This window comes from Lysobacter daejeonensis GH1-9, from assembly GCF_000768355.1.
Classification (GTDB): Bacteria; Pseudomonadota; Gammaproteobacteria; order Xanthomonadales; family Xanthomonadaceae; genus Aerolutibacter; species Aerolutibacter daejeonensis.
In genome coordinates this window covers 42671-62842 of the sequence record NZ_AVPU01000019.1, presented here as the reverse complement: position 1 = coordinate 62842, position 20172 = coordinate 42671, and the positions used below count along the sequence as shown (strand labels likewise).

General features: G+C 68.7%; 21 protein-coding genes. 7 read left to right on the top strand and 14 right to left on the bottom strand.

What is annotated here, in order from left to right:
• Nucleotides 1-113: 113 nt before the first annotated feature.
• The 4 genes from N800_RS11020 (at nt 114) to N800_RS11005 (ending at nt 2966) form a co-directional block, all read left to right on the top strand.
• Complete coding sequence (locus N800_RS11020) at nt 114-602, top strand: TPM domain-containing protein (RefSeq protein ID WP_036138376.1); 489 nt, start codon at nt 114-116, stop codon at nt 600-602.
• Between the two features lie 145 nt (nt 603-747).
• Nucleotides 748-1608, top strand: coding sequence for a prolipoprotein diacylglyceryl transferase (gene lgt, locus N800_RS11015; protein ID WP_036138318.1), 861 nt, complete (start codon nt 748-750; stop codon nt 1606-1608).
• Between the two features lie 66 nt (nt 1609-1674).
• On the top strand, nt 1675-2469 hold the full coding sequence (locus tag N800_RS11010) for a thymidylate synthase (RefSeq protein ID WP_036138316.1): 795 nt from the start codon (nt 1675-1677) through the stop codon (nt 2467-2469).
• A gap of 2 nt (nt 2470-2471) precedes the next feature.
• Entirely contained in the window at nt 2472-2966 is a 495-nt protein-coding gene (locus N800_RS11005) for a dihydrofolate reductase (RefSeq protein WP_156962971.1), read from the top strand.
• Nucleotides 2967-2969: 3 nt separating this feature from the next.
• Here the strand turns inward: N800_RS11005 and N800_RS11000 are convergent, their stop codons facing one another.
• The 6 genes from N800_RS11000 to lptD all read right to left on the bottom strand — a co-directional run bounded on the left by N800_RS11000 (nt 2970) and on the right by lptD (nt 10124).
• Entirely contained in the window at nt 2970-3974 is a 1005-nt protein-coding gene (locus N800_RS11000) for a symmetrical bis(5'-nucleosyl)-tetraphosphatase (protein WP_036138313.1), read from the bottom strand.
• Between the two features lie 10 nt (nt 3975-3984).
• Nucleotides 3985-4368, bottom strand: a complete 384-nt coding sequence (gene apaG / locus N800_RS10995) for a Co2+/Mg2+ efflux protein ApaG (RefSeq protein ID WP_036138310.1) — start codon at nt 4366-4368, stop codon at nt 3985-3987.
• Nucleotides 4369-4449: 81 nt separating this feature from the next.
• Nucleotides 4450-5334 (bottom strand): 16S rRNA (adenine(1518)-N(6)/adenine(1519)-N(6))-dimethyltransferase RsmA, encoded by an 885-nt coding sequence (rsmA, locus tag N800_RS10990; protein WP_084087524.1) that lies wholly within the window; start codon nt 5332-5334, stop codon nt 4450-4452.
• An 80-nt stretch (nt 5335-5414) separates the two neighbouring features.
• Nucleotides 5415-6410 carry a 4-hydroxythreonine-4-phosphate dehydrogenase PdxA gene (gene pdxA / locus N800_RS10985; RefSeq protein ID WP_036138308.1) on the bottom strand — a complete coding sequence of 332 codons (996 nt, stop codon included), beginning with the start codon at nt 6408-6410 and terminating at the stop codon, nt 5415-5417.
• Nucleotide 6411: 1 nt separating this feature from the next.
• Complete coding sequence (locus N800_RS10980; RefSeq protein WP_036138305.1) at nt 6412-7734, bottom strand: peptidylprolyl isomerase; 1323 nt, start codon at nt 7732-7734, stop codon at nt 6412-6414.
• Nucleotides 7731-10124, bottom strand: a complete 2394-nt coding sequence (gene lptD, locus N800_RS10975) for an LPS assembly protein LptD (protein ID WP_425476512.1) — start codon at nt 10122-10124, stop codon at nt 7731-7733. The genes N800_RS10980 and lptD overlap by 4 nt, the downstream gene beginning before the upstream one ends.
• A gap of 117 nt (nt 10125-10241) precedes the next feature.
• On the opposite strand from lptD, the gene msrB reads away from it, so the two are divergent.
• Entirely contained in the window at nt 10242-10655 is a 414-nt protein-coding gene (gene msrB / locus N800_RS10970) for a peptide-methionine (R)-S-oxide reductase MsrB (RefSeq protein ID WP_036138303.1), read from the top strand.
• On the opposite strand, the gene N800_RS10965 is transcribed toward msrB, so the two are convergent.
• From N800_RS10965 to N800_RS10955, 3 genes are read right to left on the bottom strand one after another with little or no spacing between them, the layout of a single operon-like run.
• Nucleotides 10636-11556: a histone deacetylase family protein gene (locus N800_RS10965; RefSeq protein ID WP_036138301.1), complete on the bottom strand. Its 921-nt coding sequence runs from the start codon at nt 11554-11556 to the stop codon at nt 10636-10638. The two genes, msrB and N800_RS10965, sit on opposite strands and share 20 nt — an antisense overlap.
• 3 nt (nt 11557-11559) lie before the next feature.
• Entirely contained in the window at nt 11560-12114 is a 555-nt protein-coding gene (locus N800_RS10960; protein ID WP_036138298.1) for a cob(I)yrinic acid a,c-diamide adenosyltransferase, read from the bottom strand.
• Between the two features lie 12 nt (nt 12115-12126).
• Nucleotides 12127-12717: a DUF6580 family putative transport protein gene (locus N800_RS10955; RefSeq protein ID WP_052108171.1), complete on the bottom strand. Its 591-nt coding sequence runs from the start codon at nt 12715-12717 to the stop codon at nt 12127-12129.
• Between the two features lie 43 nt (nt 12718-12760).
• On the opposite strand from N800_RS10955, the gene ubiH reads away from it, so the two are divergent.
• Nucleotides 12761-14038: a 2-octaprenyl-6-methoxyphenyl hydroxylase gene (ubiH, locus tag N800_RS10950; protein ID WP_052108170.1), complete on the top strand. Its 1278-nt coding sequence runs from the start codon at nt 12761-12763 to the stop codon at nt 14036-14038.
• Nucleotides 14035-15234, top strand: coding sequence for an FAD-dependent oxidoreductase (locus tag N800_RS10945; RefSeq protein WP_036138361.1), 1200 nt, complete (start codon nt 14035-14037; stop codon nt 15232-15234). The genes ubiH and N800_RS10945 overlap by 4 nt, the downstream gene beginning before the upstream one ends.
• Before the next feature lie 79 nt (nt 15235-15313).
• Here N800_RS10945 and N800_RS16335 read toward each other — a convergent pair whose 3' ends face one another.
• From N800_RS16335 to N800_RS10915, 5 genes are all read right to left on the bottom strand, one after another.
• A complete protein-coding gene (locus tag N800_RS16335; protein ID WP_052108169.1) occupies nt 15314-16063 on the bottom strand; it encodes an EF-hand domain-containing protein in 750 nt (249 codons plus the stop codon).
• A gap of 94 nt (nt 16064-16157) precedes the next feature.
• Nucleotides 16158-17225, bottom strand: coding sequence for a 23S rRNA (cytidine(2498)-2'-O)-methyltransferase RlmM (gene rlmM / locus N800_RS10930; RefSeq protein ID WP_036138293.1), 1068 nt, complete (start codon nt 17223-17225; stop codon nt 16158-16160).
• Between the two features lie 16 nt (nt 17226-17241).
• Nucleotides 17242-17817, bottom strand: coding sequence for a nucleoside deaminase (locus N800_RS10925; protein ID WP_036138290.1), 576 nt, complete (start codon nt 17815-17817; stop codon nt 17242-17244).
• Nucleotides 17817-18089, bottom strand: coding sequence for a hypothetical protein (locus N800_RS16540; protein WP_052108168.1), 273 nt, complete (start codon nt 18087-18089; stop codon nt 17817-17819). Before N800_RS16540 ends, N800_RS10925 begins: the two co-directional genes overlap by 1 nt.
• Nucleotides 18090-18326: 237 nt before the next feature.
• Nucleotides 18327-20087, bottom strand: a complete 1761-nt coding sequence (locus N800_RS10915; protein WP_036138287.1) for a glutamine--tRNA ligase/YqeY domain fusion protein — start codon at nt 20085-20087, stop codon at nt 18327-18329.
• Between the last annotated feature and the right edge of the window lie 85 nt (nt 20088-20172).

Sequence of the window (20172 nt, the reverse complement as noted above, 5' to 3'; positions counted from 1 at the left end):
GGGAGGCGGATGGGGTGGCGGGGGCGGGTTCGGCGGTGGTGGTGGTTGGTCGGGTGGCGGCGGCATGAGCGGAGGCGGTGGCGCCTCCGGCAGCTGGTGAGCGGGGGCGGATGATGCGAGTGCTCAAACACCTGTTCGCGCCTTCGGCCAAGCGCCTGTTTCCCGAGGACGTCCTGCAACGCATCGCGGCGCTGATCGCCGCGGGCGAGGCGCGTCACACCGGCGAGATCTGCTTTGCGGTGGAACCCAACTTGCACCCGCGGGCGGTGCTCGCTGGGATGACCGCCCACCAGCGCGCGCGCGAGGTGTTTGCCCGGCTGGGTGTCTGGGATACCCGGGCCAACAACGGCGTGCTGTTGTACCTGCTGCTGGCCGATCACCGCATCGAGATCATTGCCGACCGCGGCTTCGATGGCCGCGTCAGTGCCGAGCAGTGGCGCGGCGTGTGCCAGATGATGGAGGAGCGGCTGCGCGCCGGTGAGCCCGAGCAGGCGGTGGCGCACGCCGTGGCGGCCATGTCCGAGTTGATGGCAACCCACTTCCCGCGCGCGGATGGCGACATCGACCACAACGAGCTGCCCGATCTGCCGCACCTGCTGTGATGCCCGTCCGCAACCGCCAAGGGTGTCCCGTGCGCCGCGCCTGCGAGGACCTGTCGCCCGCGACTGCCCGTTCCATGCTGGGCCGCGACCACGCCAGCGGATCCGTCGGGCACAATAGGTACCATTGCCCCCTGCGCGAGTGCCCATGATCCTGCTGCATGACATCGACCCCATCGCCCTCGGCCTCGGTCCGCTGCAGGTGCACTGGTACGGGATCATGTACCTGCTGGGCTTCGGCCTGGCCTGGTGGCTGGGCAACCGCCGTGTGCGCGCCGGCCGGCTACCGGGCGTCAACGAACAGGGCTACGGTGACCTGCTGTTCTACGCCATGCTCGGCGTGGTGCTGGGCGGTCGCATCGGCTACGTGTTCTTTTACGCGTTCGGGGACCTGCTGAAGGACCCGCTGATGCTGTTCCGCATCTGGGAGGGTGGCATGAGCTTCCACGGCGGGCTGATCGGCGTGGTGGTCGCATGCTGGTGGTGGTCACGCCGGCATCGCCTGCACCTGTTCGATACCGTCGATTTCGTCGCGCCGCTGGTGCCGCCCGGCCTGGGCTTTGGCCGGTTGGGCAACTACATCGGCGGCGAGTTGTTCGGCAAGCCAACCGAGGCCGGCTGGGGCGTGGTGTTCCCGCGTGCGCCGGAATTCGCGGGCTGGAGCGCGGAGCAGATCAAGGCCGAGTTCGCCACCGGCGCGCTGGACAAGTTCGCGCGGCATCCGTCGCAGCTGTACCAGGCCGCGCTGGAAGGGTTGGTGATGTTCGCGGTGCTGTGGTGGTTTTCCCGCCGGCCGCGCCCGCGCTACGCGGTGTCGGGCATGTTCGCGCTGCTGTATGGCTGCTTCCGCTTCCTCGTGGAGTTCGTGCGCGTGCCTGACCAGCAGATCGGCTACCTGGCCTTCGACTGGCTGACCATGGGCCAGGTGCTGAGCTTGCCGCTCATTGGTCTTGGCCTGTTCTGGCTGTGGTTGTCGCGCCGCTCGCCGACGCTGGCTGCCGCGCACTGAGCGACTAACATGGGTGGGCGCCCGGCGTGATCGCCGGGCATTGATTGGAACGGTCCGGGAATCACCATGCACCAGTACCTTGACCTGCTGCGCCATGTCCTCGAGCACGGCACCGAGAAGTCCGACCGCACCGGCACCGGCACGCGCAGCGTGTTCGGCTGGCAGATGCGCTTCGACCTCAATGCAGGCTTCCCCTTGGTCACCACCAAGAAGCTGCACCTGCGCTCGATCGTGCACGAGCTGCTGTGGTTCCTGAAGGGCGAAACCAACCTCGCCTACCTGAAGGACAACAAGGTCAGCATCTGGGACGAATGGGCCGATGCCGACGGCGAGCTGGGCCCGGTGTACGGCAAACAGTGGCGCCGTTGGGCCGGCCCCGACGGGCAGGAGATCGACCAGATCCGCTGGGTGATCGACGAGATCAAGCGCAATCCCGACTCGCGCCGGCTGATCGTCTCCGCGTGGAACGTGGCCGACCTGCCGCAGATGGCGTTGATGCCGTGCCACGCGTTCTTCCAGTTCTACGTGGTGGACGGCAAGCTCAGCTGCCAGCTGTACCAGCGCAGCGGCGATATCTTCCTCGGCGTGCCATTCAACATCGCCAGCTATGCGTTGCTGACCCACATGGTGGCGCAGGTGTGCGGGCTGGGCGTGGGCGACTTCGTGCATACGCTGGGCGACGCGCACCTGTACGCCAACCATTACGAGCAGGCACGCGAGCAACTGGCGCGTGAGCCGCGCGCGTTGCCGACCCTGAAACTGAACCCGGAGGTGAAGGACATCCTGGACTTCACCTGGGACGATATCGCCATTGAAGGCTACGATCCGCACCCCGCGATCAAGGCGCCGGTGGCGGTGTGAGCTTGGCGCTGGTGCTGATCGCGGCGCTGGATCGGCGCCATGGCATCGGCCGTGGCAACGAACTGCCGTGGCGGCTGCCGGATGACCTCAAGCGTTTCAAGGCGCTGACGCTGGGCAAGCCCGTGCTGATGGGGCGCAAGACTGCCGAATCGCTGGGCCGCGCCTTGCCGGGGCGGCTCAACCTGGTGCTGACGCGCAACGACCGCGTACCTTTCGACGGCATGCAGTCCGTCGCTTCGGTTGACGAAGCCCGGTTCATTGCCGAACTGGAAGGCGTGGATGAGCTGTGCGTGATCGGTGGCGGCGAGATCTATGCGCTGTGCCTGCCGCTGGCCACCCGCATGCACCTCACCCACGTCGATACCGTGGTCGAGGGCGCTGACGCGTTCTTCCCGCAGTTTGACGCGGCGCAGTGGCGCACGACTGCGCGTGAGGCGCACGACGCAGATGCCAGGCATGCCCATGCGTTCGAGTTTGTCGACTACGAGCGCGCCTAGCGTCTAATCCTGTGCAGGTTCGGCCGCCGGTTCCTGTCGTGGCCGTTCCTGCGGCCCGCGCGGCCGTCCGCCGCGCTGGTCGCCGCCGCGCCCGGTGCGGCGCCCTTGGTTGTTGTTGGGCCGTTGCGGCTGGCGCTGGTCGCGGTTGCCCGGGTGATACGGCGGCCGAGGCCGTGGCGGCGTCGCCGGCACGTCGCGACCCGGCACCTGCACGATCCGCAACTCCTGCGTGTCCAGCTGCAGCGCCGTCAGCTTGCCGCCCCACACCGCGCCGGTGTCGATGGCGTGCACGCCGTGACCGATGAACAGCCCCAACGTTGACCAGTGGCCACACACCACCTTGAGGTCGCGCTCCACGCGGCCGGGCACCTCGTACCACGGGTACAGGCCCGCCGGCTGCGTGCCCGGCGCGCCCTTGTCCTCGAACGCGATGCGCCCGCGCGGCGAGCAATACCGCAACCGGGTCATGATGTTGATGATGGCGCGATAGCGGTCCATGCCGGCAAGCTTCGGGTGCCACGCTGGCTTGTCGCCGTACATGTTCTTCAGCAGGCGCTGGAACTGCGGTCCGTGCAGCTTCTCCTCGACCTCGCGCGCGTGGCGTTCGGCCTGCTGCGTGGTCCACTGCGCCGCCAGCCCCGCATGCACCATCATCCAGCCCAGTTCGCGATCCGCGTGCACCAGTTTCTGCAGGCGCAGCCAGCCGAGCAGCGTGTCGCGGTCCTCGGCCAGCACGATGCGTTGCAGGTCGGGGTTGACCTTGCGCTGCTCCTCTTCGCGCCGCTCGCCGATGGCCAGCAGGGAGAGGTCGTGGTTGCCGAGCACGACGGTGCTGTTCTCGCGCAGCGAATGCACCAGCCGCAGTGTTTCCAGCGACTGTCCGCCGCGGTTGACCAGGTCGCCGCAGAACCACAGCCGGTCCTGTGCCGGGTCGAAGCGGATCGCCTCAAGCAGGCGTTGGGTGGCGTCGTAGCAGCCCTGCAGGTCGCCGATGGCCCAGGTGGTCATGGCGTTGGCCTCAGTGCAGCGTGCGCGGCACGGTCAGGGTGAATGCCGGGATCGGCGCGTCGAAGCGCGTGCCGTCGTCGGCGACCAGGTGGTAGCTGCCGTGCATCGTGCCCAGGTCGGTTTCCAGCACGGCACCCGAGGTGTACTCGAAGTCCTCGCCGGGGCGCAGCCATGGCTGCTCGCCGACGACGCCCTCGCCCTCGACCTCCTGCACCTTGCCGTTGGCGTCGGTGATGACCCAGTGGCGGGTCAGCAGGCGCGCGGGCACGCTGCCGCTGTTGCGGATGTGGATGGTGTAGGCGAAGACGTAGCGATCCTCGTCCGGCTCCGACTGTTCGTCGAGGTAGCGGGTGATGACGTCAATGTCCAGCGCGTAGGGAGTGGAGCGTTCCATGGGCACAGTGTAAGCAATGTGCCGTGAAACGTGCGCATTTGCGCCATTCCAACCACGCGCCATGCGATCAACCGCACGGGGTCATTCGGCCGAAGGGACGGCTCCGCGCTCGGCGAGCAGGTTGGCCAGGCGCACGAAGTCGGCCACCGGCAACTGTTCGGCGCGCGCGTCGGGGCGCACGCCCGCGGCTTGGATCGCCGCGGCATCGCATACCTGCGAAAGCGCATTGCGCAAGGTCTTGCGGCGCTGGCCGAACGCGTCGCGCACCACGCGCGAGAACAGCGCATGGTCGCGGATGCCGATGCTCTCGGGCGCAAGCGGCACCAGCCTCACCACTGCCGAGTCCACCTTCGGCGGCGGCCGGAACGCGCCCGGCGGCACATCGAACAGCGGGGTGACGTGGCAGTAGGCCTGCAGCATCACGCTCAGGCGGCCATAGACCTTGCTGCCCGGTTCGGCGGCCATGCGGTCCACCACTTCCTTCTGCAGCATGAAGACCATGTCGCGGATCACCGCCGCGTGTTCCAGCGCGTGGAACAGGATCGGCGAGGACAGGTTGTAGGGCAGGTTGCCGACCAGGCGCAGACGCGGGTCGGCGTGGTGGCCCTCGTCCTGCGCCAGCGCGGTGAAATCCACCTGCAGCACGTCGCGGTGGATGACGCGCAGGGTGCCGTGGGACTGCGCGGCCTCGGTCAGCGGGAAGATCAGGTCGCGGTCGAACTCGATCACGGTCAGGCGGCCGTGGCGGTCCAGCAGCGGGAAGGTGATCGCGCCTTGGCCCGGGCCGATCTCGACCAGGCGGTCGTCGTCCTTGGGGTTCACCGCCTGCACGATCATGCCGATGATGTTGCGGTCCACCAGGAAGTGCTGGCCCAGGCTCTTTTTCGCCGGCTCGGTGAAGCCCTTGGCGGCGCTGGTCGCGCCGTGGCGCTGCGGGGCGTGGACGGGCTTGCGGGGGCCGCTCATGTCAGGATCCGGTGGCAGGGTGGGGCGCCGGCGGTTGGCCGGGGGCGACCATGATACGTGGGTCGCACGCGGCAGCATCCTCAGCCGACGCCGCGCCCGCGATGGGAACCACGCAGTCGGGCGATGCGCGCGCAGGTTTCAGCGGCAGCAAACAGGCTGGACGGGTCGGCGCGGCCGCTACCGGCGAGGTCGAACGCGGTGCCGTGGTCGACCGCCACCCGCGGGTAGGGCAGGCCCAGGGTCAGGTTCACCGCGCGCTCGAAGCCGCTGTACTTCAGCACGGGCAGGCCCTGGTCGTGGTACATCGCCAGCACCGCGTCGAAGCCGCGCAGCTTGCCGGGCAGGAACGCGGTGTCGGCCGCCAGCGGCCCGACCAGCTGCATGCCTTCGGCGCGCAGCGCGGCCACGACCGGTTCGATCACTTCGATTTCCTCTCGCCCCAGATGCCCGGCCTCGCCTGCGTGCGGGTTGAGGCCCAGTACGGCGATGACCGGATCGGCAAGACCGAAATCATGGCGCATGGCGGCATGGGTGATGCGCAGTACCCGCTCCAGCGCGGCGGGGGTGATCGCGTCGGCCACCGCACGCAGCGGCAGATGGGTGGTCGCCAGGGCGACCCGCACGATGTCGTTGGCCAGCATCATCACCACATCGCAATCGGCCTGTTCGGCCAGCAGCTCCGTGGTGCCGGTGTAGGGAATGCCGCCTTCGTTGATCGTGGCCTTGTTGACGGGGCCGGTGACCACACCATCGAAGTCGCCGCGCAGGCAGCCGTCGGCCGCGGCGCGCAGGGCGCCGATCACGGCAGGTGCGTTGCGCGGGTCGGGTTGGCCGAAGTCGACCGCGGCCGCGTTGGCCCAGTCGACCAACGCCAGTGTGCCGGGCTCGGCGCTGGCCTGGTCGGGCGGCACAAGCCGCAGCGGCAGTCCAAGCAGATGGGCGGCGGCGCGCAAGGTATCGGCGTCGCCGAAAGCGGTCAGGGTGTAGTCGCGCGGCTGTTGCGCCAACCGTACGCACAACTCCGGCCCGACGCCGGCCGGCTCACCCGGGACCAGCGCGAGCCGGGGTATCGGCATGTCAGCTGCCCGTGGCCGGAGCGCTGGCCTCGGCCTGCTTGCCGGTGCGGACGTCGACGTAGGCCTCGCCGCGCATTTCGCGCAGGTAGCGGTTCCACTCGTCCTCGAGCTTGCGGCGGCCGATGGTTTCGCGCATCTGCGCCCGGCGGTTCTCGTCGCCGACGTTGGCCTGGCGGGTTTCCAGTCGCTCGATCAGGTGCCAGCCGGCCTGGGTGCGCACCGGCTGCGACAGTTGCCCGTCGGCCAGGGCCGCGACCGGCTGGCCGAAATCAGGGCCGAACTGGTCTTCGGTGAACCAGCCCAGGTCGCCGCCGTTCGCCTTGGAGGATGGATCTTCCGAGCTGTCACGGGCCACCTGTGCGAAGTCCGCACCGCCGGCGATGCGCGCGCGCAGTGTCTCGATCTTCGACTTGGCCTGCGCCTCGGTGGTGTCCTCGTCGATGCGGACCAGGATGTGGCGCGCATGGTACTGGGTGACCAGCGCAGGGGCGGCCGCAGAGGCGTCGCGCACTTCCACCAGCTTGAGCAACTGGAAGCCGCTCGGGCCGCGGATGGGCGCAGTGACGTCGCCGGGCTTCATGGTGCCAATCAGTCGGGCAAAGGCGGCCGGAATCTCGTCATTGCCGCGCCAGCCCAGGTCGCCGCCTTCCAGCGCGTTCGGGCTGTCGGAATAGCGCACGGCCGCCGCGGCGAAGTCCAGTTCGCCCTTCTCGATGAGCGCCTTCACGCCTTCGATCTTCTTCTGCGCGGTGGCGATCTGCTCGGCGGTGGCCGCTTCGGGCATACCCACCAGGATGTGGGCAAGGTGGTACTGGGTGCCACCTACTCCCTGCGCAGCCAGCGCATTGTCGACCTCGGCATCGCTGACCGTGATGCGGCTCTGCGCGAAACGCTGGCGCAGGCGCTGCACGATCAGTTCGTCGCGGATGGAGTTGCGGAAGTCGCTGTAGGCGATCCCCTCGCGGGCCAGCTGTGACCGCAGTTGTTCCGGCGTGGCGCGGTTCTGCTGGGCGATGCCGCCGATGGCCCGGTCGATCTCCTGGTCGGAGACGCGCACGCCGGTGGACTGGGCGCGGGCGACCTGCAGCTTCATCAGCACCAGGCGCTCCATCACCTGCCGCTCCAGCACTTCCGACGGCGGGAGCTGGTTCTCGCGGCCGGCGTATTGCTGGCGGATGTTGGCGACGGCGCGCTGCAGCTCGCTGCGCAGGATGACGTCCTCGTCGACCACGGCGGCGATGCCGTCGAGCGGCAGCACTTCCTGGGCATGGACGGACGCGGCAAGGAGCGCGGCGGCGAGGACGGGCGCGAGTAGTTTCTTCATAGGCTCGGGTCGGGGGAGGGGTCGACGTTGCCGCGGATCGCTTGGGACGGCGGCACGAGGTAGAGGTCGTCGCGTTCGTAGCCGAGGATACCACGGCGCAGGACGCGCTCCGTGTCCTGGCCGGCCGATCCCAGGCCCTTCAGCTCGAACTCCAGCATCAACGAATTGTTCAGGTCACCGGTGCGGTTGCGGACGTAACGGCGGCCGATCAGGCGCACGGCCAGGCAGCAGCTTTCCCATTGGACACCGGCGATGGTCTCGAGTTCCTTCTTATCGAGGATCGAGTAGTAGTAGCGGCCCACCACGCTCCAATTGGACGTGACGGGATACAGGAAGGAGAAGTCGGCCTGCTCGAGCAGATCCTTCTCGCCGCTGACCGGGTAGGCGGTGTTGCGACGGTAGCGGTAGCCGAGGTTGACCACGCCGTTGTCGCCGAACAGGTAACGCGCGCGCAGGCTGGCCAGGTCTTGGCCACGCAGCTTGGGGTCCCACTGGTATGCGGCGTTGATGCTCCAACGGTCGCCCGGGGAGACACCGATATCGGCTACCCAGGCTGATTTGCCGCGCGGGACCGGGATTTCGCCCTGCGTGGTGACCCGGCTCTCGTCGAAGTACTGGATCTGGCCGAGGCTCGCGGTCAGGCGCTCGCGGCCATCGTCTTCCGAAATCAGGCGGCTGGTGAGCGCCACGGTCAGCTGGTTGGCGTCGGTCTGGCGATCCGCGCCGGTATAGCGGTTGTCGCGGAACAGCTGGCCCCAGCTGAAGGTCATCGGGTTGGTGTCGAACGCCGGCAGCCCGCTCTGGTCCCGGTAAGGGACGTTGAGGTAGTAGATGCGTGGCTCCAGGGTGTGCAGGTATGCGTCGCCCTGGATTTCGGTGTGGCGGTCGAAGAACAGGCCGGCATCGAGCGAATAGATGGGCAGGCTGCGGCTGGGGGAGTTGTCCCCCAAGGTCGCGGCCAGCCCATCGTCCAGCTGATAGGTGGTGTAGCGCCACGCCACCTTCGGCGTGAGGAACCAGCTGGCGCCCTCCAGCGGCATGCTGATGAAGGGCTTGATGTCCAGGCGGCTGCCCGCGTCGAACACTTCGTGGTCAAAACGCACGGCCTCGGCACTCAGGCCGGCCTGGAACCAGCGGCCGAACGGCTGCGCCCAGTTGAGCGCCGCGCGTGGCAGTCGGTTATAGGGCAGGTTGCCCTCGGTGAGGGTGTAATCGGCCAGTTGCGTGTGGGTGGCGCTGAATTCAGCGTCCCAGTACTGGCCGCGTCCGTACAGGCCTGCGGTGCTCTGCAGGAAATAGGACGACACGCCCAGCGAGGAACTGCTGAAGTCTTCCAGGTAGTGGGTGTCGCTGACCCAGCCCAGGTTGGCGCGGGAATGCCAGGTGGGACCGAAGCCGTGTAGCGAGGAGAGCACAAACTGGCCACGGTTCTTGTCGGGGAGCGTGGCTCCCGGAATGGGGTTGCCGGCGAGGTCGTTCAAATAGCGCGATGGCTCGTTGCGCGGCAGCGCATCATCCGGCATCCAGTTGCCCGAGACCTGACCTCGTCCATCCGGATAGAGCCAGCGGAACTCACCGCCCAGCGTCGCGCCGCGTTCGGTCATGATGCGCGGGATGAGGGTGGCGTCGTAGTTGGGCGCCAGGTTCAGGTAGATCGGTTGCTTCCAGTCGAAGCCGTTGCGACCGGACATCGACACCGAAGGGTACAACAGGCCGGTTCGGCGGCGGTCGTCCACCGGGAACATGAACCATGGCATGTGCAGCACGGGCACTTTGCCGATGCGCAGCGTGGCGCCGCGGGCGACGGCCATGCCTTCGTCGGTGTCCACATCGATGCGTCGGGCGCGCAACTCCCAAGCCCGCTGCGAGGGCGGGCAGGTGGAGTAGGTGGAGCCCACCAGCGCGCCGCGCGCGCCATTGAGCTCGATGCGGTCAGCGCCGCCGTTGCCCCGCCGCTGCGTCAGCTGGTAGCGCAGGTCGTGGATGGTGTGGCTGTCCGCGTCCTGGTTGCCCTCGGCGCTCTCTGCGACGATGCGCATCCCCGAGTCCTGGTAACGGACGCTGCCTTCGGCGACGTAATTGCCAGTCTCGCTGTTGTAGGTCAGCTTGTCGGTGCCCAGGAATTGGTCGCCGCGGTTGAGCGCGACATTGCCCGAGAAGATCGACTCCTGGGTTTCACTGGCATCCAGGGCGTCGCCCTCGATGTCGGTGGGTTGCTGGATGCGGATACCCGGCAGGCCGGCGGCGGTGGCCGGCGGGGCGTCCGCGAACGGTGGGACGACGTCCTCGATGGGGCAGAGACCCCAGTCTTCCTGGTCGTCGGTGGCATGGGCCGGCAGGGCCATCGCAATACACAGCGATAACGGCAGCAGGCGGAGGCTAGGGCGCACGCGCTCATCCATTGTGCGAAAACGGCTGCTAGCTTGCCCCATCAGCCCGTTGCCGGGCAATGAAGGCGTCCGGCGCGGCGCCGCGGCATTCATCTTGCTCCCCCTCTCGAGGAACCCATGTCGACCGACCCCTTGCCCATGACCGACGCCGAATGGCAGGCCCGGCTCTCGCCTGAGCAGTACGCCGTCTGCCGCTGCTCAGCCACCGAACGTGCCTTCACCGGACGCTACTGGAACCACAAGGAAGCGGGTACCTATACCTGCGCGGCGTGTTCGGCGCCGCTCTTCGCCTCGACCGCGAAGTACGACTCGGGCAGCGGCTGGCCCAGCTATTGGCAGCCGATTGAGCCGACGGTCATCACCGAACACCGCGATGACAGCCACGGCATGGAGCGGGTGGAGGTGAAGTGCGCCCGCTGCGGCTCCCACCTGGGGCACGTATTCCCGGATGGGCCGCCGCCGACGGGTCTGCGGTACTGCATCAATTCGGCGGCCTTGGGTTTCGAGCCGGCTATTCCTGCAGCGCCGTGACGTGGGCCACTGCGGCCTCCCGCAATGCGGTGAGGTCGTAGCCGCCTTCCAGCATGGACACCACGCGACCCTGTGCGTGGCGCAGGGCGACGCCGACCAGCTGCCCGGTGACCCAACCGAAGTCCTCGGTGTCCAACTCGAGCTGGGCCAGCGGATCCAGGCGATGGGCGTCGAAGCCGGCGGAGATCAGCAGCAGTTGCGGGCGGAAGGCGTCCAGCGCGGGCAGCAGTTGCTCGCTCCAATGCCGGCGGAACTCCGCGCTGCCGGTGCCTGGAGGCAGCGGCACGTTGACGATATTGCCTACGCCGCGCTCGTTCGCATGCCCCGAGTCCGGGTAAAGCGGCAATTGGTGGCTGCTCAGGTACATCACCCGCGGGTCGGTGTCGAAGATGGCCTGTGTGCCGTTGCCGTGGTGCACGTCGAAGTCGACGATGGCCACCCGCCCCAGTCCATGCTTGTCGCAGGCGTGCGCGGCCGCGACCGCGACGTTGTTGAACAGGCAGAAGCCCATCGCCACCGAGTCGGTGGCGTGATGCCCTGGCGGGCGTACCGCGCAGAACGCGCGGCGGATCTTGGCGGACATCACCGCATCCACCGCGGCAACGCCGGCACCGGCGGCACGCAATGCCGCCTCGGCCGAGCCGGACGACAGGAAGGTGTCCGGGTCGAGCGCGATCGGATCCATCAGCAGTTGCAGGTCGGTATCCAGCACCAGCGCCAGCAGGTCGTCGCTGTGCACGCGCAGCAGTTGCCCGCGGCTGGCGCGGGGCGCCTCATGCCAATCCAGCGCCGGCAGTGCCTGGCGCAGGGCCTCGGTAACGGCGGTCAGGCGAGCGGGGCGTTCGGCATGGCCATCGCCGGGGTCATGGAGCAGACAGGCGGGGTGGCTGTAGACGCGCACGGCTCAGGCTTTGCGCCGTTCGTGGTTCCACAGCACTTCGCCATGGCCGCTGGCCCGGGCCAGCACGCGCGCCAGCACGAACAGCAGGTCGGACAGGCGATTGAGGTAGCGCACCGCCTCCGGCCGCACCGCCTCGACACGGGCCAGCGCGACCGCTTCGCGCTCGGCGCGGCGGACCACGGTGCGGGCAATGTGGCAGCGCGCGGCCGCCTCGCCGCCGCCGGGCAGGATGAACTCCTTGAGCGGCGGCAGGGTTTCGTTGAGCGCGTCCATGTGTGCTTCGAGGCGCTCGATGTCGGCGTCGAAGATGGCGGCGTGACCGGGGATGCACAGTTCGCCGCCGAGATCGAACAGCTGGTGCTGGATCGCGGTCAGCAGGCTGCGAATGTCATCCGACAGTTCGCTGGCCAGCACCAGGCCGATGCAGGAGTTGGCCTCGTCCACCGTGCCGTAGGCATTGACGCGCGCCGAGTCCTTGCCGGTGCGGCTGCCATCGCCAAGGCCGGTGCTGCCGTCATCGCCGGTGCGGGTGTAGATCTTCGAGAGACGGTTGCCCATGGCGCCCGGCGATCAGGCGGTCTGGGCGCGCAGCGACGGTGCCCACTGGCGCAGCAGCGAGAAACCGCCGAACAGGACCGCGGCGTAGAACAGGGTGCTGGCTACGCTCCACTTCAGGAACGGGATGCCGGCCACATAGGCCATGCCCAGGCCGCCCAGCGTCTGCGGGTAGGTCGGGTAGCCCAGCCAGGCGCCGAAGTTGGTGACCAGGAAGAAGATCGCGGTGCCCAGCAGCGAGTAGCCCAGCACGCGTCCGCCGCCCACCTTGCCGCGCAGGCCGAAGCCGAGCACGGTGGTCAGCGCGGTGCAGGCGTAGACCAGCCACATCGACAGGCCGCCGAACCAGGAGGCGTAATCACCGCCGTTGATCGCGGCCAAGGCGATGTCGGACACCAGCAGCGCGACCAGCGGCACGATCAACGCCCAGTGACGGGCGGCGAAGTAGGCGCCACCGAACAGGGCGATGGCCGCCACCGGCGAGAAGTTGGGGGGATGCGGCAGCAGGCGGGTCAGCGCGGCCACGAAGATCAGCGTCGCCAACAACAGCGGGCCCGGGGCGAACGTGCGGTGGGCGGACGAGGCATTGGGGGCGGTGGCGTTCATGGTCTTGGCGGTGCGGTGGGGCAGGAACCGTTAGCATAACGCAATGCCCGAGACCTCTTCCCCGCCGGGGCATTCCCCCGACACCCGCGATACCCCGCTGCATGACGTGCTGATCGTCGGTGGCGGCCTGGTCGGCTCCAGCCTGGCCATCGCCCTCGACCGGCTTGGTCTGGACGTGGGCCTGGTGGAGGCGTCGCCGCCCGGCGGCCTGCCGCCGGTGTTCGACGAGCGCAACCTGTCCTTCGCCGAGGCCACCGTCAACGCGCTGACCGCGCTGGGCGTGATGCAGAAGCTGCGCACGCCCACCGGCGCGATCCAGCGCATCCACGTCAGCCGCCAAGGCGACTTCGGCCGGGTGCTGCTGGACGCCCGGCAGTATCAGCGCGAGGCGTTTGGCCAAGTGGTCGTCGCGCGCGATTTTGGCGAGGCCCTGGAGGCGCGTCTGGCCGAGCTGGCACGTTTGGTGCGCTATCGGCCGGCGCGCTTCGCCGGGCTGGTTGATGACGGCGTGGATGGGTCCTTCCGCAGCGTGCGCGTGATCGACGAAAGCGGTGAGCGGATCCTGCGTGCCCGTCTGCTGGTCGCCGCCGATGGCACCCGCAGCGGCGTTCGCGAGGCGCTGGGGATCGGCACGGTGGAGCACGACTACGGCCACCACCTGTTCGTCACCCGCCTGCGCACGGATCGCGCCGTGGACGGCAGCGCATTCGAGCGGCTGACCGACGCGGGCCCAACCGCGTTGCTGCCGCGTGGCGACCGTCACTATGGCTTGATCCACGGCGTGGCCAACGACGAGGTTGAGGCGGTAAAGGCGCTGGCACCTGACGCCTTCCTGCAGCGCGTGCAGTCGGTGTTTGGCTGGCGTGCGGGGCGTTTCATCGTGGCGGGCGCGCCATCGGTGTACCCGGCCGTGCGCGTGCTGGCCGATCGGTTGGTCGCGCCGCGCGCGGTGTTGATGGGCAATGCCGCACAGACCATCCACCCGATCGGTGCGCAGGGTTTCAACCTGGGGTTGCGTGATGCCCTGACGCTGGCGGAGCTGATCGAAGTTGCGCGCGTGGCGCATGCGGGCGCGGACTGCGGTGCACCTGACGTGCTGGATGCCTACGTGGCCCGGCGTCGCGAGGACCGCGAACGGACCTTGACGTTCTCCGACGGACTGGCACGGCTGACCAGCAACCCGGCGCCGTTGCTGCGCCCGCTGCGCAGCCTCGGGCTGTTCGCGATCGGCCGCCTGCCGTCGGTGCAGTCCGCGCTGGTGGGCGGGGCGTTGGGCTACCGGGGCGATGTCCCGGCGCTATGCCGGAGCGCACGCCCGTGAGCCGTCGTGACATGTTGGATGTGGTGGTGGTGGGCGCAGGCGTGGTGGGCTCGGCGGCGGCCTTGGCCTTCGCCCGCGATGGCCTGCAGGTGGCGCTGGTGGAAGCGCGCGAGCCGACGCCGTGGCGTGCCGACGAGCCCGACCTGCGGGTCTATGCCTTCGCCCCGGACAACGCCGCACTGCTGGACAGCGTGGGCGTGTGGGATTCGGTGCTGCAGGCGCGGGCGCAGCCGTATCGGCACATGCGCGTCTGGGATGCCGCGGGTGGCGCGCCCATCGAGTTCGATGCGGACGCCTTCGCCCGCCGTGAACTGGGCTGGATCGTTGAAAACGGCCTGCTGGTGGACCGGCTGTGGGCGCCGCAAGCGGCCGCGGGCGTGCGCGTGCAGTGCCCGGACCACGTGGTCGCGCTGGAACAGGACGAGGCGTCGGCGACGGTGGAGCTGGACAGCGGTCGCCGCCTGCGCGCGCGGCTGGTGGTTGCGGCTGACGGCGCGGCCTCGCGCCTGCGCGAACTGGCAGGCGTGGCGGTGGGCGGTCATGCCTACCACCAGCGTGGCGTGGTGGCGTTCGTCGACACCGAGCATCCGCACCAGGCCACGTGCTGGCAGCGGTTCCTGCCGACGGGACCCCTGGCTTTCCTGCCGTTTGTCGACGGCAGTGGTGGCCGCGGAGCCGACGGCCGCCGCAGTTCCATCGTCTGGACACTGCCGGACGCCGAGGCGGAACGCATGTTGGCGCTGGATGACGCGGGCTTCCTGCAAGCGCTCGGGCGCGCCTTCGACGGCCCGCTGGGCGCGATGCAGGCAGTGTCCCGGCGTGCGGCGTTTCCGCTGAAGCTGCAATTGGCCAAGCAGGCCGTGGCGGGCCGGGTGGCGATCATCGGTGACGCCGCGCATGCCGTGCACCCCTTGGCCGGGCAGGGCGTGAACCTGGGCCTGCGCGATGTCACCGCGCTGCGCGGCACCCTGCGCCAGGCCCGAGGTGGCGATGTAGGTGCGCCGGAACGCTTGGAGCGTTGGGCGCGGCAGCGGCGCAGTGAAAACGCCATGGCCGCCTACTCGTTTGATGGCATCAACCGGCTGTTCTCGAATGACGCGATGCTGCCAACCCTCATCCGGGGACCCTTGATGGGAGTGGTGGGACGCGTGCCCGCACTGACCCATCTGTTCTGGCGCAGGGCGGCCGGTCTGTGAATGCGGACGCCCCGGGGTTGCCGGGGCGTCCGCACGACTTCGTCGAGCGAGGTAAGCGCGTGGCGCGCGTCGCCGACGCTTACATCCAGCCCTTCAGCTCGTCCTTGCTGAGGCGGCCGTCGTGGTTGACGTCGACCGCGCCGAATTCCGCAGTGAGTGTCGCGTTGGAGCGCACTTCGCCACGGCTCAACGTGCCATTGCGATTGGCGTCCAGCGCGTCGAAGTCGATCTTGTAGTCGCCCACGACCGAATTGGACGGGCTGTTGGTGAAGGTCACCTGCGCATTCGCGACGCCCTGGGCCGAGGGGGCGGCCGGCGGCGTGGCGGGCGGTGCCGGTGGGGTCTGGACGGCGATTTCAGCGTTTACGGCCGCGGCCTGGGCCGATTCGGTGGCGTCCATGGCCTGGTAGGCGGCGCCACGGGCTTCGGTGGCGGCGGCACTGGCCTCGGCAGCCGCGGCTACCGGGTTGGCGCCGCGTTCTGCCGCAGTGCGGGCGGACTGCGCCTTGTCGGCGGCATTCACCGCCTGGTTGGCGGCGGCATTGGCCTGCACTGAAGCCTGATGGGCTGCGTGGGCGCTATGGGCAGCGCTCGCAGCGCCTTCGGCAGTTGCTGCGCCGGCATCACGGGTCTGCTTGGCCGCCTGAGCGGCTTCCTGGGCCACTTCCGCCTGCTGGCGAGCGACCTGAGCATCGTCAGAGGCCATTTCGGCCTCGGCTTCGGCCTGAACCTTGGCCTCGATCTTGGACTGGGTCTGCGCGATGGCGGGAACGGCCACGCCAAGGCTCAGGGCCAGCGCGAGGAACAGCGGAGCACGGGGGTATTTCATGGGGGAGCCTCACAGTGGGGAACGCGAGGACCGTAGTCCTCCTGGCATCAACCCCGCGTAAAGGCCCGAAACCGCAGCTGAATGGGCAGTCTCGTCAGCGCAGTGTGGCGAAGACCGTGATTTCTTCCCGGTCGTGGAACAGCTGGCGTGCGCGGACGGTCATCGGCCGCGCGGCCTGCGCCGTGAACAGGTCCAGGCAGAGTCGGGTCTCGTCCCAGCGCTTCTTCATCGGCAACTTGAGGTTGAAGATGGTGTGGCGGCACCAGCCTTCGCGCATCCATGTGGCCATGCGTTCGGCCACGCGCCGCGGCTGTTCGACCATGTCGCACACCATCCAGTCCAGCGGCGCCTTGGGTTGCCAGTGGAAGCCATCGGCGCGCACGTGCTCGACCTTGCCGCTGTCCAGCAGGTGCGGGCGCAGCGGGCCGTTGTCCACTGAAGTGACATGCAGGCCATTGCGGACCAGCACCCAACTCCAGCCCCCCGGGGCGGCACCGAGGTCCGCACCGCGCATGCCGTCGCGCAGCAGACGCTTGCGCTCGCCATCGTCGAGCAGGGTCAGCAGGGCCTCCTCCAGTTTCAATGCGGAGCGGCTGGGGGCGTCGGGGTGCATGCGCAGGCGCGGAATGCCGAGCGGCCACGGTGCGGCGTCGCGGGTGTCGCTGCGCGTGAGCATTGCATGCTGGCCGCTGACGAACACTACGTGCAGGCGAGGCCGGCTGGCATCGTCCTGGCGGCTCAGCCATCCGGCCTCGCGCAGGGCCGGGCGCAGCGCATTGGCGAACGCACGTGCCAAGCCGGCCAGTGGCTTGCCCTCGTCGGAGTCGGGGTGCTCGACCCAGAGTTCACCGAAGGTGCTTCGCGGGCCTTCGGCGGTCGTGGCCTCAAGCGCGGCGAGAATCGGCGCGATGCGGTCGGTGGGGTCGAGCTCGCGCAGATCGGCTAGGCGCAGCAACTTCTGCCGGGCGAAGATCAGCTGGTGGAACGGAAGGGCACGATCCAGGGCCGCCGCGTCGTGGCAAACGAACTCCACGAAGCCGCTGGCGCGCTGGGTGCGCGCATAGCCGGCAAATCCGGCCTCGGCGGCGCGCTCGGTGAGTTCGGCGGCCAACTCGGGCTCGAAGCCGGCGCGGCACAAGCACAGCAGGGCGTCAGCGGTCATGGGCGTGGGCCGGTCATCAGTACTTCAAGCCGCCCTGCTCGCCGTAGGCGCGCAGTACCGCCCGCGCTGCGTCGCGTTGCAGATCGCGGACCACGTTGATGCCGCGGCGTTCGAGTTCGCCGATCCAGTCCGCCGGCAGCGGGCCTTCGTCGAACTCGGTGAGTGTTTCCACGTCCTCGCTGCGCGCGCCGATCAGAAGCCGGTCGATGCCGGCCCAGACGGTCGCGCCGTAGCACTGGCAGCAGGGCTGCGACGAGGTGGCCAAGGTGATCGGGCCGCAGGGTGCGCCTTCGAGGGTCTGGTTGAGGCGCGGGCGTTGGGTGCGCGCCTGCGCCAGCATGTAGGCCATCGTTTCCGCGTGGGCCAGCGAGCAGGCGTGCGGCAATACCCGGTTGACGCCCACGGCGATGATGCGGTCCTGCGCATCGAAAACCGCTGCACCGAACGGGCCGCCAGTGGCGGCTTCGACATTGAGGCGCGACAGCTCGACGGCGAGTGCGACCTTGGCTTCATCACCGGGATAGGCGCGTGCGGTGTCGACGCGCTCGTGCACCCAGGCGGGCAGGGTGAGGTGGATCTGCGCGTACAGCACTACTGCACGTCCAGATCGCTGGCGGCGGGCTCGCATTGCCCCTTCACGCATTGGCAAGCGCTGATCTCGCGGAAACCGCAGACCGACATCCGTCCACTGCGGGCGCATTCGGCCTGCACGCCCTGCGGGTCGGTGGGACTGTTGACGTTGACGCATGCCGGCGCGTAGCCGCAGCAGTTGCCGACGTTCTTCACCGCGCAGTCGGCGTTGGTGCGGCAGCTTGTGTCGACCTTGACTGGCGAGGCCGGCACTGTTCCGGTGCCGGGAGCCACCTCAGGCGCTGGTGTGACAGGCGCCGTGACTGGGACTGCCGGGGCGGGTGCCGCTGTTTTCGCTGCACCCTGGGCAGGCGTGGGGGCGGTCGGTGCGGTGGCTTCGCTGCCCTTGGGAGTGTCTACGGGCGCGGCGCAGGCCGTCAGCATTCCCCCCACGAGCAGTGCTGCAGTAGCGCCACGTACAGTGTGGCGAAGTCGTCGTTGGAGGGCGGCAAGCAGGATCATCGGGGGGCCTCAGGCCTTGGTGGCCCAAGTGTCGCGCAGGGTCACGCTGCGGTTGAACACCGGTGCGTCGGCGCGGTGGTCGTAGCGGTCGGCGACGAAATAGCCCATGCGCTCGAACTGGAACGACTGCTCCGCGGCGGCGGTGGCGGCGGCCGGTTCGACATAGCCGGTCGCGACGCGGCGCGACTCCGGGTTCAGGTAGTCCTTGTAGGTCTTGCCGCCTTCGTCGTTGTCCGGGTCCGCCACGGTGAACAGACGGTCGTACAGGCGGATTTCGGCCTTCACGCCGTGCTTCGCGCTGACCCAATGGATGGTGCCCTTGACCTTGCGGTTGGCGCCTTCCATGCCCGGGCGCGATTCCGGATCGAGGGTGCAACGCAACTCGACCACGGTGCCGTCGGCATCCTTCACCACCTCGTCGCAGCGGATGATGCCGGCGCCGCGCAGGCGCACGTCGCCGCCCAGCGTGAGGCGCTTGAAGCCCTTGGGCGGCACTTCCTCGAAGTCCTCGCGCTCGATCCACAGCTCGCGCGCGAACGGCACGCGGCGTTCACCGAAGGACTCGTTTTTGGGGTGGTTGCTGAAAGTCAGCTGCTCTTCGTGAGACTCGGGCAGGTTGGTCAGCACCAGCTTGATCGGGTCGATGACCGCCATGCGGCGCGGCGCCGCGGCATCGAGGTCGTCGCGCAGCGCGCCTTCGAGGATGGACAGGTCCAGCAGCGAGTTCTGCTTGCTGATGCCCACGCGGTCGACCATCAGGCGCAGCGCGCTGGGTGTGTAGCCGCGGCGGCGGATGCCCTGCAGGGTCGGCATGCGCGGATCGTCCCAACCGTCGACCAGGCCCTCCTGTACCAGCGCCATCAGCTTGCGCTTGCTCATGACCAGGTAGTTGAAGTTCAGGCGCGAGAACTCGATCTGGCGAGGCTTGGCGGCCTCGAAGGGCAGGCCCTTGTCGGTCAGCGGCTTCACCAGTTCCGGCGACTGCGTCAGGCCCACCTTGTCCACGCACCAGTCGTACAGTGGACGGTGGTCCTCGAACTCCAGCGTGCACAGCGAGTGGGTGATGCCTTCCACCGCATCGCTCAGCGAGTGCGCGTAGTCGTACATCGGGTAGATCGGCCAGGCGTTGCCGGTGTTCTGGTGCTCGACGTGCTTGATGCGGTACAGGGCCGGGTCGCGCAGGTTGATGTTGCCGCTGGCCATGTCGATCTTGGCGCGCAGGGTGCGGGCGCCATCGGGAAACTCTCCGGCGCGCATGCGGCGGAACAGGTCGAGGTTCTCCTCCACGCTGCGGTCGCGGTACGGCGAGTTGCGGCCAGGTTCGGTCAGGCTGCCGCGGTAGGCACGCACTTCATCGGCGCTGAGGTCGCAGACGAACGCGTCGCCCTGCTGGATCAGCTTCTCGGCGGCCAGGTACAGCACCTCGAAGTAGTCCGAGGCGTGGCGCAGGTCGTGCCAATGGAAGCCCAGCCACTGCACGTCGTCCTGGATGGCGCGCACGTACTCGGGGTCTTCCTTGGCCGGGTTGGTGTCGTCCAGGCGCAGGTTGCACTCGCCGCCGAATTCCTGGGCGATGCCGAAGTCCAGGCAGATGGCCTTGGCGTGGCCGATGTGCAGGTAGCCGTTGGGCTCGGGCGGGAAGCGGGTCTTGATGGCCTGATGCTTGCCGCTGGCCAGGTCCTCGCGAACGATCTGCCGGATGAAGTCGTTCTTGACCGGCGCCTCGGCGGCGGTCTCGGGGGCGGCGTTCGGGGCAGGAGTGTTGGACATGCGGGATCGGGCGGGGCGTGGGAGACCGTGCAGTTTAGCCTTTGGCGGGTCGTGCTGCCGTCTGCAGGGGTATGCTGGGTTGGCA

Bases quoted from the DNA above. Each gene is read 5' to 3' on its own strand.
- N800_RS10960 (WP_036138298.1), bottom strand. From the start codon at position 12,114: ATGGGCAACCGTCTCTCGAAGATCTACACCCGCACCGGCGATGACGGC.
- rsmA (WP_084087524.1), bottom strand. From the start codon at position 5,334: ATGAGCGGCCCCCGCAAGCCCGTCCACGCCCCGCAGCGCCACGGCGCG.
- N800_RS10915 (WP_036138287.1), bottom strand. From the start codon at position 20,087: ATGTCCAACACTCCTGCCCCGAACGCCGCCCCCGAGACCGCCGCCGAG.
- N800_RS10955 (WP_052108171.1), bottom strand. From the start codon at position 12,717: ATGAACGCCACCGCCCCCAATGCCTCGTCCGCCCACCGCACGTTCGCC.
- ubiH (WP_052108170.1), top strand. From the start codon at position 12,761: ATGCCCGAGACCTCTTCCCCGCCGGGGCATTCCCCCGACACCCGCGAT.
- N800_RS11020 (WP_036138376.1), top strand. From the start codon at position 114: ATGCGAGTGCTCAAACACCTGTTCGCGCCTTCGGCCAAGCGCCTGTTT.
- N800_RS10980 (WP_036138305.1), bottom strand. From the start codon at position 7,734: ATGAAGAAACTACTCGCGCCCGTCCTCGCCGCCGCGCTCCTTGCCGCG.
- N800_RS11000 (WP_036138313.1), bottom strand. From the start codon at position 3,974: ATGACCACCTGGGCCATCGGCGACCTGCAGGGCTGCTACGACGCCACC.
- lgt (WP_036138318.1), top strand. From the start codon at position 748: ATGATCCTGCTGCATGACATCGACCCCATCGCCCTCGGCCTCGGTCCG.
- N800_RS11010 (WP_036138316.1), top strand. From the start codon at position 1,675: ATGCACCAGTACCTTGACCTGCTGCGCCATGTCCTCGAGCACGGCACC.
- rlmM (WP_036138293.1), bottom strand. From the start codon at position 17,225: ATGACCGCTGACGCCCTGCTGTGCTTGTGCCGCGCCGGCTTCGAGCCC.
- pdxA (WP_036138308.1), bottom strand. From the start codon at position 6,410: ATGCCGATACCCCGGCTCGCGCTGGTCCCGGGTGAGCCGGCCGGCGTC.
- msrB (WP_036138303.1), top strand. From the start codon at position 10,242: ATGTCGACCGACCCCTTGCCCATGACCGACGCCGAATGGCAGGCCCGG.
- N800_RS16335 (WP_052108169.1), bottom strand. From the start codon at position 16,063: ATGAAATACCCCCGTGCTCCGCTGTTCCTCGCGCTGGCCCTGAGCCTT.
- apaG (WP_036138310.1), bottom strand. From the start codon at position 4,368: ATGGAACGCTCCACTCCCTACGCGCTGGACATTGACGTCATCACCCGC.